Below are 14,074 nucleotides of genomic sequence, written 5' to 3'. Positions count from 1 at the left end.
CGACGTGCTCCAGGCACAGCCGTACGCCCTGGTGCAGGCGCTCGCCGCGCTCGCCTCGGCCCTGGCCGTGCGCGTGATGTGGCGACGCCGCAGGCAGACACCGGCCGCAGGGGCGCTCGCCGTCGTGCTCGCGGGTGCCGCGGAGTGGTCGGCGGTGCTCGCAGTGGGCGGCACGCTCGAGAGCCGGTCGGCGCAGACCGTGCTGGCCTGCAGCATCTTCCCGGGTGTCGGCGCGATCGTCGTCGGCTTCGTCTGCCTCGCGCGCGGGATGACGGACCGCAGCTGGGTCCCGGCGTGGCGGCGTGAGGGTCTGCTGCTCGTCGAGCCGGCCGCCGTGCTGGTCGCGGTCGCGAGCAACCCGTGGCACCACGCGTTCTTCCGGTCGTACGCCGTCATCACCGACCCGCTGCTCGTGGATCCCGTGCCGGGTCCGCTGTTCTGGTTGCACACGGCGTACAGCTACGTGCTGCTCGCCGGTGCCACCGCGCTGCTGGTGCGTGCGGCGCGGCGGGCGAGCGCGGCGCACCGGCGCCGCTTCCTCTGGCCGGTCGCGGGTGCGGGCTTCCCCATCGTCGGCAACGCGATCGGGCTGTTCGTCACCCACCGCACGGGCATGGCGGACCTCACCTCGGTCGGCTTCGTGCTCACCGCGCTGCTCTGCGGCTGGGCGCTGCGCGCCGAGGCCCTCCCCGACGTCCTGCCGGTGGCTCACCGCCAGGTGCTCGAGACCATCAGCGACGGCGTGCTCGTCGTGGACGCGCAGCGGCGCATCGTCGACGCGAACCCGGCGGCGGAGGCGCTCGCCCGCCGCATCTCGCCAGGGATCGCGCTCCCGCTCGTCGGCTCGCCCCTGGCCGCGCTCGCACCGACCCTCGAGCTCGACCCCGACGCCGCGTCCCAGCAGCTGCTGAGGGTCGCGGCGGCCGAGCTCGACCTCGACCTGCGCACCTCGCCGCTCGCCGACGACGCCGGCCGGCCCATGGGGTGGGTGCTCGTCGGACGCGACGTCACTGCGCACCTCGAGCAGCAGCGCGAGCTGGAGCGCCAGCGCCACGAGGCCGTCCGCGCCAGCGCCGCGCTGCGCGAGCACCTCGACCTCGTCGAGCGGCTGCAGGCCGAGCTGGCCGAGCAGGCCGAGCACGACCCGCTGACCGGGCTCTACAACCGCCGGCGCCTCGTCACGGCGCTCGAGCGCGACGTGCCCGAGACGCTCGCGTCGGGGCGGCCCGTCAGCCTCGTCATGGTCGACGCCGACCACTTCAAGCGCATCAACGACGTCCACGGCCACGTCGTCGGCGACGCCGTGCTGCAGGGCATCGCCGATGCGCTGGCGGACGCCGTGCGTTCCCCCGACCTGGTCGCGCGCTTCGGGGGCGAGGAGTTCGTCGTCGTGCTGCACGGCTGTCCGGAGCGGACGGCCCAGCGGCGTGCCGAGGAGCTGCGTGAGCGCTGCGCCCGGGTCGTGGTGACCTCGCGCAGCGGGGAGCGCGTCGCGACGACGGTGAGCATCGGCGTCGCCGCGCTCGAGCGGGAGTGCGCCACCGACGCCGGCGAGGCGCTGCTCCGCTCGGCCGACGCCGCGCTCTACGCCGCGAAGGACCAGGGCCGCGACCGCGTGGTCGTCGGCGTACGGGCCTGACGGGTCAGCTGGGACCGAACCGCTCCGTGCGCACCTCGGCCGGGTCGAGCCCGAGCGCGACGAGCGCGTCGGCAACGGCCTCGACGAAGCCGGTGGGCCCGCAGACGTACGCCCTCGGCTGCTCGGGCAGCCTGGCGACGACCGCGGCCAGCTCGGGCGCCGAGAGCCGCGCCGGCGGCCGTCCGCTGCCCTCGGGCGCGCGCCGCGTGTGCACGACCGTCACGCCGGGCAGCCCGGCGAGCTCGCCGGCGTAGTAGAGGTCCTCCGGCGAGCGGACCGAGACGACGAGCTCCAGCGGCTGCGGCGCGAGCAGCCGCCGGTGCTCGCGCACGACGGCCATCAGCGGCACGATCCCCGACCCGCCCGCGACGAGCAGGAGCGGTGCGGGATCCTCGGCACGCCAGACGAACCAGCCCCCCACCGGCCCGCGCACCTCGAACGCGTCGCCGACCTGCACGCCGGTCACGAGGAACTCCGAGACCTCCCCCTCGGGCACCAGCTGGACGGTGAGCTCGACGCGCGCGCCCGAGTCCGGGGTGGCGATCGAGTAGGACCGCTGTGCCGAGTAGCCGTCGGGGGAGGTGAGCCGCACGGTCAGGTGCTGGCCCGGCAGGTGGCCGGGCCAACCGGGCACGTCGAGCACGAGGGTGCGCGCCGTCGGCGTCTCCGCCCGCGCGTCGACGACCCGCGCCTCCAGCCAGCGCCGGGCGACCGCCACGCTCAGTCCCCCGCGTAGCGCTGCTCGCGCCAGGGGTCGCCGTACTCGTGGTAGCCCAGCTGCTCCCAGAACCCGGGGGTGTCGTCGAGGCGCAGCTCGAGCCGCTGCACCCACTTCGCCGACTTCCAGAAGTACAGGTGCGGCACCAGCAGCCGGGCCGGCCCGCCGTGGTCGGGGGCGAGGGGCTCGCCGTCGAACTCGTAGGCGACCCACGCCTTCCCGTCGAGCAGGTCCTCGAGCGGCAGGTTGGTCGTGTAGCCGCCGTAGGAGTGGACGAGGACGTAGTCCGCCGCGGTGTCGACGTCCTCGAGCAGCACGTCGAGCGAGACGCCCTTCCACGTCGTGGCGAGCTTCGACCACTGCGTGACGCAGTGGATGTCGACCGTGGGGCTGGAGGCCGGCAGGGCCTGCAGCTCGTCCCACGACCACGAGCTCTGCAGCCCGGTCTCGGTGACGATGCTGAACTGCCAGCGGTCGAGCGGGACGCGCGGCGTCGGGCCGGCGGACAGCACGGGGAAGTCCTCGACGAGGTACTGCCCGGGCGGCACCCGGTCGTCGCTGCGCCCGCGCCCGCGGAAGCCGGGAGTGACGATGGCCATGATCGCGACGCTACCGCCACCGTGGTGCAGCCGGGTAGCGGACGGGAAGACCTGTCCCATGACCGCAGCAGACCTCCTCACCGACGCCCTCGTCCGCATCCGCGAGCTCGGGGCCGCCGCCGTCGACGGGCTCGACGACGCCGCCCTGCGCTTCCAGCCCGAGGGACGGGGCAACACCATCGCCTGGCTCGTCTGGCACGCCGCGCGCGTGCAGGACGACCACGTCGCCGACGCGGCCGCCGTGCTGGACGACGCGTCCCCGGGCCAGGTCTGGGTCGAGCAGGGCTTCGCCGACCGCTTCGGCCTGCCGCTCGACCAGGAGGACACGGGCTACGGGCACGCCCCCGAGCAGGTCCGTGAGGTACGCGCCTCCGCCGCCCTGCTGCGCGACTACCTCGACGCCGTGGTCACCCGCAGCGAGGAGGTCGTGCGCGGCCTGACCGACGCCGACCTCGAGCGGGTCGTCGACGAGCGCTGGGACCCGCCGGTGACGCTCTCGGTCCGCCTCGTCAGCGTGCTCTCCGACGACCTCCAGCACCTGGGGCAGGCGGCGTACGTGCGCGGGCTGCTGCCCACGTCCTAGAGGTCGCGCTGCACCGACTCCAGTGCGCCGACGAGGATCGCGAGGCCCTCCTCGACCTCCTCGGCGGTGATCGTCAGCGGCGGCGCGACGCGCAGCACGTTGCCGTGCAGGCCGCCCTTGCCGACGAGCAGGCCGGAGCGGCGGGTCTGCTCGAGCACGGCGGCCGCGGCGGCGGGAGCCGGCGCGTACCCGTCGGGGCCGACCAGCTCGATGCCGACCATGAGCCCCTTGCCGCGCACCTCGCCGACGAACGGGAGCCGGGCCGCTGCCTCGCGCAGGCCGTCGAGCAGGCGGGTGCCGAGCTTCGCCGCGCTCGCCTGCAGGTCGTGGGAGAGCACGTAGTCGAGGACGGCGTTCGCCGCCGCGGTGGCGACGGGGTTGCCGCCGAACGTCGAGATCGAGTTGGCCTGCAGGCAGTCCATGACCTCGGCACGCCCGACGACCCCGCCCATGGCGAAGCCGCCGCCGACGCCCTTGGCGAAGGTCAGCAGGTCGGGGGTGACCCCGCTGGCCTGGTAGCCCCAGAAGTGCTCGCCGGTGCGGCCCCAGCCGGTCTGCACCTCGTCGGAGATGAGCAAGGTGCCCGTCTCGTCGAGGACCTCCTCGTAGGCCTTGAGCAGGCCGTCCGGCGGCACGGCGAAACCACCCACGCCCTGGACCGGCTCGGCGATGAGGCAGGCGACGTCGCCCGCGCTGGCGGTCGCGAGCAGCTCGCGCAGGTCCGTCACGCAGGCCGCCACGAAGGCCGCGTCGTCGAAGCCGCGGAACGAGCTGCGGAAGCGGTAGCCGCCCTGCGCGTACAGCACCGAGAACGGCGAGAGGCTCGACGGCGACCAGCCGCGGTTGCCGGTGACGCTCGTGGTGCCGAAACCCCTGCCGTGGTAGCTGTTCCGCAGTGCGATGACCTGGTTGCTGCGCCGGTACGCGGTGGCGAGCAGCAGCGCCGCCTCGTTGGCTTCGGTGCCGGAGTTGGTGAAGAAGACCCGGGCGTCGGGGATGCCGGAGATCCGCGCGATCTTCTCGGCGAGCTCGACCTGCGAGCGCAGCAGGTAGAGCGTCGAGGTGTGGACGACGCCGGTCCGCAGCTGCGCCTCGACGGCCTCGCGGACCTCGGGCAGGTCGTAGCCGACCATGTTCGTGAGGATGCCGGCGAAGAAGTCGAGGTAGGTGCGGCCGTCCGCGCCGACGACGCGGTTGCCCTTGCCGCTGACGATCTCCAGCGGCTCCTGGTAGTACAGCGAGAGCCAGGAGGGCAGGACGGCGCGGTGTCGTGCGAGCAGGTCGACCTCGGTCATGGCCGAACGCTACGCCTCCGGTCGGCCCACCCCGGCGGCGGCACGCAGCTCGGCGAACAGTGCCGCCAGCGCAGGCAGTCCGTAGTGCGCGTTCAGCCCGCTGGGGTTCGGCAGCACCCAGATCCGCGTTCTGCCGAGCACCTCCTGCTGCAGGCCGATGACCGCCCGCCGGGCGCCGAAGGCCTCGCGGTACGCCGTGACGCCCAGCACCGCGAGGAATGCCGGCTGCCAGGTGCGTACCTTGTCGCGGAGGAGCTCGCCACCGGCACGGAGCTCGGCGGGGGAGAGCTCGGCCGCGGTGGCGGTCGCCCGGGCCACGACGTTGGTGATGCCGAGCCCGTGACGCGGGAGCAGGTGCTGCTCCTGCGGCGCCAGCAGCCTCGCGGTGAACCCCGATCGGTGCAGCGTGGGCCAGAACCTGTTGCCCGGACGAGCGAAGTGCGCCTGCGCCCAAGCGGTGTAGAGGCCGGGGTTGATGCCGCAGAAGACGACGACCGCGCCCGGTCCACCGAGATCGGGGAGCGTCGACCCCTCCAGGGCCAGGAGCTCGGAGCGGCTGGGACCCTTCGACGGCGGCACCAGCCGAGCCTAGGCGGCGTACGGCGCGGGAGCTCCCGCGCCGTACGCCGACGATGGCGTCAGAGGGTGAAGCTGCTGACGACCTGGCGCAGCTCGGTGGCCAGGGCGGCCACCTCCTCGACCGTGCGGCGGGAGCCCTGCACCGCCGTGCTGCTCTGCTGCGCGTCCTCGGCCATGCTGCGGACCGAGTCGGCGATGCCGCGGCTGGTGGTCGCGGCCTCGGCGACGTTGCGCGAGATCTCCCCGGCCGTCGCCGTCTGCTCCTCTACCGCCGCGGCGATCGTCGCCTGGTAGTCGTTGATGCGGGCGATGACGGCGGCGATCTCGCCGATCGCCTCCACCGCGCTGGAGGTCGAGCCCTGGATCGCGTCGATCCGACGCGCGATGTCCTCCGTGGCGCGCGCGGTCTCCTGCGCCAGGTCCTTGACCTCGGTGGCGACGACCGCGAAGCCCTTGCCGGCCTCCCCGGCGCGTGCTGCCTCGATGGTGGCGTTGAGTGCCAACAGGTTCGTCTGCTCGGCGATGGTCGTGATGACCTTGACGACGTCGCCGATCTCGCGGCTCGACGCCCCGAGCGAGGAGACCGTCTGGTTCGTGGCCTCGGCCACGGCGACGGCACGGGACGCCACGGTCGCGGCCTCCGTCGTGCTGTGGGCGATCTCGCGGATGGAGGCGCCCATCTGCTCGGCGCCGGCGGCCAGGGTCTGCACGCTCTCGGACACCGTGAGCGTCGCGCCCGTGGCGGACTCCGCCTTGGCGGACACGCTCTCGGCCGAGCCGGCGACCTGCGTCGTGGTCGCGGACAGCTCGTCGACCGCGCCGGCCAGCGTGCCGGCGCTCGCCTCGATGACTCCGACGGTCTTGCGCAGGTGCGTGCTGGCGGTGTTGAGCGAGTGGGCCATGAGCGCGAGCTCGTCACTCGTGCGCACGTCGACGGAGACCGTGAGGTCGCCGCTCGCGAGGGCGGACAGGGCGGCCGTGACCTCCTTGACCGGCCGCGAGAGCCGGCGGCCGAGGACCCAGCCGGCGGCGGCCATGAGCAGCAGCAGCAGCGCGGTGCCGTAGAGCACGACGCCGCGCGTCATCGCCGCGGACGAGCGCGCGCTCGAGGTCCGCTTGCCGAGCAGGCCCCGCTCCTCGGCGTCCATCTGGGCGAGGGTCGACTGGATCGAGGCCATCGCGGCGGCACCCTTGTCGGTCTTCACGATCGACACCGCGGCCTCGAGACCCGCGGTGTTGCGCGCGTTGACCGTGCTCTGCATCTCGGCGAGCTTCCCCTGCACGAGCGGCGCGAGGGCGTCGAGCCGCTTCTGCTGGCGCGGGTTGTCCTTCGTCAGCGTCCGCAGGGCCTGCTGCTCCGTGGCCAGGTCCGCCTGCGCCTTGGTGTACGGCGCGAGGTACGCGTTGTCGCTGGTGAGCAGGTAGCCGCGTTGGCCGGTCTCCGCCTGCGTGAGGCTCTCCTTGACCGCGGCGACCTGCTCGAGCACGCGGTAGGTGTGGTCGACGGCGCTGGTGGTCTGCCGCAGTCGCGCGACCGAGGTGTACGACAGCGTCCCGATCACCAGCAGGCCCACCGCCACGGCCGCCAGCACGGCCGAGATCTTGCGGGTCAGGGTCCAGCGCTGCCGCGGGAGCGTACGTGCGTCCGACATCTGCCTCTCCTCGTCCGGGCCCCCGTCCTCGGGCCTGTACGGGCATCGGCCCGACGGCCCGGCGCATGAGGGATCCGTGAGGATCCGCCCGCCAGGTCACCTGAGCGGGCGGACGGCCGGGCCGGTCAGCCCCCGAGCAGGCGCTGCAGCGCCGTACGCGCCGCGGCGCTCTCCCGGGCACGTGCCGCGACCTGCTCGGCCAGCAGCCGCACCCACTCCTCGACCCCGATCTGGCGGCGCGAGATGACGACGCCGCGGACCACGACCGCGTCCTCCGCCTCGACCGGGCCGTGGCCCTGGCGCAGGGTCAGCACGTGCTCGCCCGTGCGCACGACGACGGCCTCCGCGCGGCCCTCCCGACCGCGTACGCGGTCGCCGAGGCTGCGGGAGCGGACCACCTCCACCATCCCCTCCGGCAGGGCGTCGGCCAGGGTGCCGGTGACGACGCGGGCGAAGGTCGTGACGTCCGCGGTGTCGACGCGCAGGGCGGCCGCGACGAGCTCGAGGTCCGGCTCGTCACCGGCGGGCGGGCTCACGAGTCGCTCAGCGGGAGCACGAGGACCGGCTTCGCGATCGTGTGGTCCGGGCGTACGGGCCGGACCGCGGTGCCGATCGCGAAGAACTCCGTCGTGTGGCCGCCCCAGCGGTGCGGCAGCGAGAGCAGCTGCACGCCGACGATCCCCTCGGCGGACAGGGCCTCCGCCTCCGCCTGCATGCGGCTCATCGCCAGCTCGCGCGCGTCGTAGAGCGCCTCGGTGTACTGCGGGATCTCGACGTTGGCGCCGATGTTGCTGAGGCTCTGGAAGAACCGCTGGTGCGCGATGTGGTAGACGCAGCTGCCCATGACGAGGCCGAGGGGCGCGTACCCCGCTTGCACGAGCGTCCAGAAGTCCTGGCCGGACAGGTCGGAGGTGAAGGGCAGGCCCTGCGCGTTGCGCCAGGAGAAGCCGTCGGGGGCGGCGGCGTGCGCCTCGTCGGCGTGCACCGCGGTGCCGACGGCGATGAACTCCGCGAGGTCGTTGCCGAACTCCTTGAACTCGATCTCGAGCCGGACGCCGACCACGCCGTCCGCGCCGAGGGCCTCGGCCTCCGCCTCCATGCGGGCCATCGCGAGCTCGCGGGCGTGGTACATCGCCTGCGTGAGCTTCTCGAGCTCCTGGTTGCGGCTCCACTGCCGGCTCTGGAAGCCCACGTGGTAGATGCTCGACCCGACGACGAGGCCGAGCGGGCGGAAGCCGGCCTCGCGCACCAGCAGGAACTCGTTGACGCTGAGGTCCGAGGTGAACAGGCTGCCCGGGGTCCCCGGCTTCATGGACGCCAGACGGCGCATGGCGTCCTCGGGGATGCCGAGGTCTGTCGCTGCGGCGGTGCTCAGGCCCGGGCCCTCGTCGGGGTCGGCCACGGTCATCTCCTCGGAGCCAGGGGGAGGATGGTGAGGGACGGGGAACCGCTGCTGCTGCGCCGGAACTGCGACACCGCCGTGCCGCGGACATGGGCCTCGGCCACGTGGTCGACGTGGCCGTCCGCGGGCTCCTCCTCCCAGACGCGCAGACCGAGGTCGCTCACGACGGCCCCTTGTGCGCCGAGCCGGGCGACCTGCTCGGCGAAGCGCTGGCGGGCGAAGGCCCGCCCCTGTTGCACCAGGTCGGTGTAGCCGGACACCTCGGTGTTGCCCGCCCCCCAGCCGCGCTGGCGCTGGGTGAGGTAGTCGTCGTGGCGCATCGCGACGTCGAGCCCCACGGCGATGCCGACCGGCACCCAGCCGGCGTGGAGCAGCGCCGCGGTCTCCGGGCCGGACAGGTCGGTCGTGAAGGGCGCGGCCGGGCGGGTGCGCGAGCGGGCACGGACGGCGGTGCCGAGGGCGACGAACTCGCGCGTGTGCTCGTCGAGGTGCTCGGTGGTGAGGCGGACGCCCACGACGCCGTCGGCCTGCAGGGCGCGTGCCTCGTCGAGCAGCCGGCGCAGGCAGCGCCGGTAGCCGTCCTGCATCGCGCTGACGTACGGCCGGAAGCCCGCGAAGACGCTGCTGTGCGCGGAGATCGTGGCGAGCCGGTAGCCGCCGCCGGTGCCCCACGAGCAGCCTGTCCCGCCGGCGAACCCGATGCGGACGACGACGCAGCCCATGGCCTCGCCGACGGGGTCCAGGCCCACGTCGGACAGCGCGACCGCAGCGGGCGCGGAGAGCAGCGAGGTGCGCACCCGCGCCGTCGCGTGGCGCTCGCGCCGCCGCAGCGCCGCCGGCGGCAGGCCGGGGGGCAGGGGGTCGACCACGGGCGGATCATGCCCCTTCGAGGGGCGCTCACGCCCGGCTGCGCAAGCTGGGGTGACCGGTCGCGGTCCTCGGCGACCGTCACCTGCCCTGGCCGTGGGGCGGGGCGGGTCCCGGGGAGGGGACCCGCCCCGCCGTCACGGGGGCCGACCTCAGCGGGTGTGGACCTGCACCCAGGTGTAGAGGTAGCCGAACCCCTGGTCGGTGTTGTCCGGTCCGGCCTCCGCGGCCGTGCTGTCGAACAGGCAGAACTGCAGGAACGCCGGGCCCTTCTGCAGCGGCGCCCAGTCGTCGGGGTGGTAGCCCGGGATCCCGTGCTCGCGGTTGACCGTGTACGTCAGGGTGTTGAAGCGCCCGTTGCAGACGACCTGGTCGGGGTGGCTGTCGTACCACGAGGCCGCGATCGCGCTCGTGCCCTCCTGCATGGCGAGGGCCATGGCGTCGCCCTGGATGCCGCCGCCCTGCTTGAGCGAGACCCACAGGTGCGTGCCCTCGTTGCCGCCGTAGCAGCGGTAGCGGGCCCGCAGCGTGGCGCTGTCCGCGGTCGCGTGCACGGTGTGCACCCACTGCACCTCGGGCGGCCGGTACGTGGGTTCCGCAGCGTGCGCCGGTGTCGCGACCGCGGCCAGTGCGGCTGGTGCGGCGAGAGTCGCCAGGGCCTTGCGTCCGAGCCTCATCGGTTCCTCCTCAGGCTTCGCGGCTCCTGCGCCGCGCAACGGATCCTGTTCGATCCGCGGGGCGGGCGTGGCCGTACGGGCCCGGGGAGGGCCAACCTTGCACGAAGGGGCGACGCGAGCCGGCCGCAGCGGGCCCCTCCCCGGACGCGGCGGAGGCGGGCCCCGGTGGGGACCCGCCTCCGTCCTGCCGTGGTGCTGTGCCCCGCCCCGGGGTCAGGCCGAGATCGCGCCGGTGCTGCGGCTCCAGTGCCGGTGCGCGGCGACAGCCGCGACGAAGTCGCGCGCCACGGCCGAGGCGCTGGCGCCCGTGACCACACCGGCGGCGCCGGCCGCCGCTCCGCCCAGGGCGGCGCGCAGCACGGCGGTGCCGGTGCCGACGGCGCCGACCGCCTTGTCGTGCTTGAACGCCTCCTCGACGAAGTGGACGGCGTCGCCGTTCGAGACGAGCCCGGCCGTGCCCCCCGGCACGAAGACCGCGTCGAACTGGACCGACTTCGAGGTGAGGTACGTCGCGGTCGCCGTGACCGTGCCGCCCTGCGCCGTGACCGGCCCGACGTGCGGGCCGACCACGACGGCGGCCCCGCCGGCAGCGTGCAGCGCCTTACCGATGGCCGCGACGTCGGCGGCGGTGACGCCGTCCCCGACGAGGACCGCCACCTTGCGCGTACGCGCGCTGGGCTTCGCCGTCTTCTCCTGGCTCAGCGCGTCGGACGTGCCGATCGCGGTGTTGGGGGACCCGGAGGGGACGGGGAGGCTCAGGTAGCCGGCGACCTCGGTGACGAGGCGCGTGTCGATGTTGGCGAGCAGGCCGAGCATGCGCTGCTGCACCGCCTTCACCGTCACCTTGCCCAGCTCGAACTGCAGCGCCTGGATGATGTGCTGCTTCTCCGGCTCGGTCATGCTCTGGAAGAACAGCGTGGCCTGGCTGAAGTGGTCGGAGAAGGTGTCGCTGCGGGCGCGCACCTTCGTGCCGCCGACGGGCTCGGCGTAGGAGACGAACCCGCCCTGAGCCGCGCTGGACTCGTGGGCCTCGCCACCGGGCAGGGAGTTGGGCTCGTAGTTGATGCGCCCCGGCCGGTTGGCGTAGCGCATGAACCCGTCCTGCTGGAAGTTGTTGACGGGGGAGTGCGGCTGGTTGATCGGCAGCTGGGAGAAGTTGGGGCCGCTGAAGCGGTTGAGCTGGGTGTCGAGGTAGGAGAAGTTGCGCCCCTGCAGCAGCGGGTCGTCACTGAAGTCGATGCCGGGGACGACGTGGCCCGTGTGGAAGGCGACCTGCTCGGTCTCCGTGAAGTAGTTCTGCGGGTTGCGGTTGAGCGTCATCGTGCCGACGAGCTGCACCGGCACGGTCTCCTCGGGCCACAGCTTGGTCGCGTCGAGCACGTCGAAGCCGACCTTGCCCGTGTCCTTCTCCGCGAGCAGCTGCACGCCGAGGTCCCACTGCGGGTACGCGCCCGCGTTGATCGCGTCCGCCAGGTCCCGCCGGTGGAAGTCGGGGTCGACACCGGCGAGCTTCTGCGCCTCGTCCCAGACGAGCGACCGGACGGAGAGCCGCGGCTTCCAGTGGAACTTGACGAACGTCGAGTCGCCGGAGGAGTTCACGAGCCGGAAGGTGTGGATGCCGAAGCCCTCCATCATCCGGTAGCTGCGCGGGATCCCGCGGTCGGAGGTGGTCCACATGAGCATGTGGGCCGACTCGGGGGTCAGCGAGATGAAGTCGTAGAACGTGTCGTGCGCCGTGGAGGCCTGGGGGATCTCGACGTTCGGCTCGGGCTTGAACGAGTGGACGAGGTCGGGGAACTTGATCGCGTCCTGGATGAAGAAGACCGGGATGTTGTTGCCGACGAGGTCCCACACCCCCTCGCTGGTGTAGAACTTCGTCGCGAAGCCGCGGGCGTCGCGGGCGGTGTCGGCCGAGCCGCGCGAGCCGTTGACCGTCGAGAACCGTACGAAGACCGGCGTCGTCACCCCCGTGTCGGTGAGGACCTTCGCTCGGGTGAACTGCGCGAGCGAGGTGTGCAGCCGGAAGGAGCCGTGCGCCCCCGCCCCGCGTGCGTGCACGACCCGTTCGGGGATCCGCTCGTGGTCGAAGTGCATCATCTTCTCGCGGAAGAGGCCGTCCTCGAGCAGCGACGGTCCCCGCGTACCAGCGCGCAGGGTGTTCTGGTCGTCCGAGATCCGGACGCCCTGGTTCGAGGTGAGCCGGTCGCCCGTCTTCACCTCCGGCCCGGGTGCGCCGGGGACGCCGCCCATCCCGCTCGCGGCCTCCGCCGCCGGTGCAGCCGGCTCTGCTGCCTGCGCCGCCGCCGGGCGGAGCGCGGCTCCGAGGGCCACCGCCCCCGCGCCGGCTCCCGCGGCGGCGATGAAGTGGCGCCGGCTCACCCCGTCCGCGCTGGCTGCCGCCTGCTCCGGGGTGCTGTCGCCGCTGCTGATCGACTCGGTCACGTCGGACCTCCTGTCCGTGCGAGACGCTTCGTCCCGCTACGCGAAGTCTGTCCCGAACTGTGTCCCGAGGCAATGCGACAGGTGATCGTCGTAGATCGACGCGCGGCGGCACGACGCGGCAGAGGCGGGCCCCCGTCCGGGGACCCGCCTCTGCGGTGGTGCTGCTCGACCAGGAGCTACCCGGTCAGATGTCGTAGTACAGCTCGAACTCGTGCGGGTGCGGGCGCAGCCGGATCGGGTCGATCTCGCTGGCGCGCTTGTAGGCGATCCACGTCTCGATGAGGTCCTCGGTGAAGACCCCGCCCTCGGTGAGGAACGCGTGGTCCTTCTCGAGGTTGTCCAGCACCTCGGACAGCGAGCCGGGGACCTGGGAGATCTCCGCGTGCTCCTCGGGCGGGAGCTCGTAGAGGTCCTTGTCGATGGGCGTCGGCGGCTCGATCTTGTTCTTGATGCCGTCGAGACCGGCCATGAGCATGGCGGCGAACGCGAGGTACGGGTTGCTGGACGGGTCCGGCACGCGGAACTCGATGCGCTTGGCCTTGGGGTTCGACCCCGTCACCGGGATGCGGATGCAGGCCGAGCGGTTGCGGGCCGAGTAGACGAGGTTGACCGGCGCCTCGTAGCCCGGGACCAGGCGGTGGTAGGAGTTCACCGTCGGGTTCGTGAACGCCAGCAGGCTGGGCGCGTGGTGCAGCAGGCCGCCGACGTACCAGCGGGCCATGTCGGACAGGCCGCCGTAGCCGAGCTCGTCGTAGAAGAGCGGCGAGCCGTCCTTCCAGAGCGACTGGTGGCAGTGCATGCCCGAGCCGTTGTCGCCGAACAGCGGCTTCGGCATGAAGGTGACGGTCTTGCCGTTGCGGTGCGCGACGTTCTTCACGACGTACTTGAAGAGCATGACCTTGTCGGCCGACTTCGACAGGGTGTCGAAGCGGTAGTTGATCTCGGCCTGGCCGGCGGTGCCGACCTCGTGGTGCGAGCGCTCGACCTGGAGCCCGAGGCGGTCGAGCTCGACCACGATCTCGTCGCGCAGGTCGGAGTAGTGGTCGACCGGGGCGACCGGGAAGTACCCGCCCTTGTAGGGGGTCTTGTGCCCGAGGTTGCCGCCCTCCTCGACGCGACCGGTGTTCCAGGCCGCCTCGACGGAGTCGATGTAGTAGTAGCCGGCGTTCTGCTTCGTCTCGAAGCGCACGTCGTCGAAGATGTAGAACTCGGCCTCGGGGGCGAAGAACGCCGTGTCCGCGATGCCGGTGCCGCGCATGTACGCCTCGGCCTTGGCGGCCACCTGGCGCGGGTCGCGGCTGTAGGCCTCGCCCGTGTAGGGGTCCACGATGGAGAAGTTGACGACGAGCGTCTTCTCCACGCGGAACGGGTCGATGTACGCCGACGTCACGTCCGGGATGAGCTTCATGTCGGACTCGTGGATGGCCTGGAAGCCGCGGATCGAGGATCCGTCGAACATCTGGCCCTCGGTGAAGAAGTCCGCGTCGACCGACTGGGCCGGCACGTTGAAGTGCTGCATCACGCCCGGCAGGTCGCAGAAGCGGACGTCGATGAACACGACGCCCTCGTCCTTGACGTAGCGCAGGACCTCGTCCGCGTTGTTGAACATGCACCCTCCTGA

General features: G+C 72.9%; 13 protein-coding genes. 2 read left to right on the top strand and 11 right to left on the bottom strand.

Translation table 11 applies throughout. The features are described 5' to 3' along the window. The first annotated feature begins 4 nt into the window (after positions 1 to 4). A complete protein-coding gene (locus EV189_RS06830; RefSeq protein ID WP_130492200.1) occupies positions 5 to 1,639 on the top strand; it encodes a histidine kinase N-terminal 7TM domain-containing diguanylate cyclase in 1,635 nt (544 codons plus the stop codon). A 4-nt stretch (positions 1,640 to 1,643) separates the two neighbouring features. Here EV189_RS06830 and EV189_RS06825 read toward each other — a convergent pair whose 3' ends face one another. Continuing rightward, positions 1,644 to 2,390, bottom strand: a complete 747-nt coding sequence (locus EV189_RS06825) for a ferredoxin reductase (protein WP_130492913.1) — start codon at positions 2,388 to 2,390, stop codon at positions 1,644 to 1,646. Then, positions 2,360 to 2,956: a sulfite oxidase-like oxidoreductase gene (locus EV189_RS06820; RefSeq protein WP_130492199.1), complete on the bottom strand. Its 597-nt coding sequence runs from the start codon at positions 2,954 to 2,956 to the stop codon at positions 2,360 to 2,362. The genes EV189_RS06825 and EV189_RS06820 overlap by 31 nt, the downstream gene beginning before the upstream one ends. Positions 2,957 to 3,014: 58 nt before the next feature. Here EV189_RS06820 and EV189_RS06815 point away from each other — a divergent pair, with 58 nt between their 5' ends. After that, complete coding sequence (locus tag EV189_RS06815; RefSeq protein WP_130492198.1) at positions 3,015 to 3,539, top strand: mycothiol transferase; 525 nt, start codon at positions 3,015 to 3,017, stop codon at positions 3,537 to 3,539. On the opposite strand, the gene EV189_RS06810 is transcribed toward EV189_RS06815, so the two are convergent. The 9 genes from EV189_RS06810 to glnA all read right to left on the bottom strand — a co-directional run bounded on the left by EV189_RS06810 (position 3,536) and on the right by glnA (position 14,062). After that, positions 3,536 to 4,834, bottom strand: coding sequence for an aspartate aminotransferase family protein (locus tag EV189_RS06810; protein WP_130492197.1), 1,299 nt, complete (start codon positions 4,832 to 4,834; stop codon positions 3,536 to 3,538). The genes EV189_RS06815 and EV189_RS06810 overlap by 4 nt on opposite strands. Positions 4,835 to 4,843: 9 nt before the next feature. Then, positions 4,844 to 5,413: a G/U mismatch-specific DNA glycosylase gene (gene mug / locus EV189_RS06805; RefSeq protein WP_130492196.1), complete on the bottom strand. Its 570-nt coding sequence runs from the start codon at positions 5,411 to 5,413 to the stop codon at positions 4,844 to 4,846. Between the two features lie 59 nt (positions 5,414 to 5,472). Then, complete coding sequence (locus EV189_RS06800; RefSeq protein WP_130492195.1) at positions 5,473 to 7,065, bottom strand: methyl-accepting chemotaxis protein; 1,593 nt, start codon at positions 7,063 to 7,065, stop codon at positions 5,473 to 5,475. A gap of 125 nt (positions 7,066 to 7,190) precedes the next feature. Further along, a complete protein-coding gene (locus tag EV189_RS06795; RefSeq protein WP_130492194.1) occupies positions 7,191 to 7,601 on the bottom strand; it encodes a hypothetical protein in 411 nt (136 codons plus the stop codon). Further along, positions 7,598 to 8,395: a heavy metal-binding domain-containing protein gene (locus EV189_RS06790; RefSeq protein WP_130492912.1), complete on the bottom strand. Its 798-nt coding sequence runs from the start codon at positions 8,393 to 8,395 to the stop codon at positions 7,598 to 7,600. Before EV189_RS06790 ends, EV189_RS06795 begins: the two co-directional genes overlap by 4 nt. Before the next feature lie 74 nt (positions 8,396 to 8,469). After that, positions 8,470 to 9,336: a heavy metal-binding domain-containing protein gene (locus EV189_RS06785; RefSeq protein ID WP_130492193.1), complete on the bottom strand. Its 867-nt coding sequence runs from the start codon at positions 9,334 to 9,336 to the stop codon at positions 8,470 to 8,472. 150 nt (positions 9,337 to 9,486) lie between these two features. Beyond that, positions 9,487 to 10,011: a hypothetical protein gene (locus EV189_RS06780; protein ID WP_130492192.1), complete on the bottom strand. Its 525-nt coding sequence runs from the start codon at positions 10,009 to 10,011 to the stop codon at positions 9,487 to 9,489. Positions 10,012 to 10,224: 213 nt separating this feature from the next. Then, positions 10,225 to 12,261 carry a catalase gene (locus EV189_RS06775; protein ID WP_130492911.1) on the bottom strand — a complete coding sequence of 679 codons (2,037 nt, stop codon included), beginning with the start codon at positions 12,259 to 12,261 and terminating at the stop codon, positions 10,225 to 10,227. Between the two features lie 376 nt (positions 12,262 to 12,637). Beyond that, complete coding sequence (glnA, locus tag EV189_RS06770) at positions 12,638 to 14,062, bottom strand: type I glutamate--ammonia ligase (protein ID WP_130492191.1); 1,425 nt, start codon at positions 14,060 to 14,062, stop codon at positions 12,638 to 12,640. Positions 14,063 to 14,074: the final 12 nt, after the last annotated feature.

It is taken from the genome of Motilibacter rhizosphaerae (genome assembly GCF_004216915.1).
GTDB lineage: Bacteria > Actinomycetota > Actinomycetes > Motilibacterales > Motilibacteraceae > Motilibacter > Motilibacter rhizosphaerae.
The sequence above is the reverse complement of the archived record's forward strand: the minus strand, read 5'-3'. Positions and strand labels throughout refer to the sequence as shown.

Bases quoted from the DNA above. Each gene is read 5' to 3' on its own strand.
- EV189_RS06820 (WP_130492199.1), bottom strand. From the start codon at position 2,956: ATGGCCATCGTCACTCCCGGCTTCCGCGGGCGCGGGCGCAGCGACGAC.
- EV189_RS06815 (WP_130492198.1), top strand. From the start codon at position 3,015: ATGACCGCAGCAGACCTCCTCACCGACGCCCTCGTCCGCATCCGCGAG.
- EV189_RS06810 (WP_130492197.1), bottom strand. From the start codon at position 4,834: ATGACCGAGGTCGACCTGCTCGCACGACACCGCGCCGTCCTGCCCTCC.
- EV189_RS06800 (WP_130492195.1), bottom strand. From the start codon at position 7,065: ATGTCGGACGCACGTACGCTCCCGCGGCAGCGCTGGACCCTGACCCGC.
- EV189_RS06790 (WP_130492912.1), bottom strand. From the start codon at position 8,395: ATGCGCCGTCTGGCGTCCATGAAGCCGGGGACCCCGGGCAGCCTGTTC.
- EV189_RS06780 (WP_130492192.1), bottom strand. From the start codon at position 10,011: ATGAGGCTCGGACGCAAGGCCCTGGCGACTCTCGCCGCACCAGCCGCA.
- EV189_RS06775 (WP_130492911.1), bottom strand. From the start codon at position 12,261: ATGGGCGGCGTCCCCGGCGCACCCGGGCCGGAGGTGAAGACGGGCGAC.
- glnA (WP_130492191.1), bottom strand. From the start codon at position 14,062: ATGTTCAACAACGCGGACGAGGTCCTGCGCTACGTCAAGGACGAGGGC.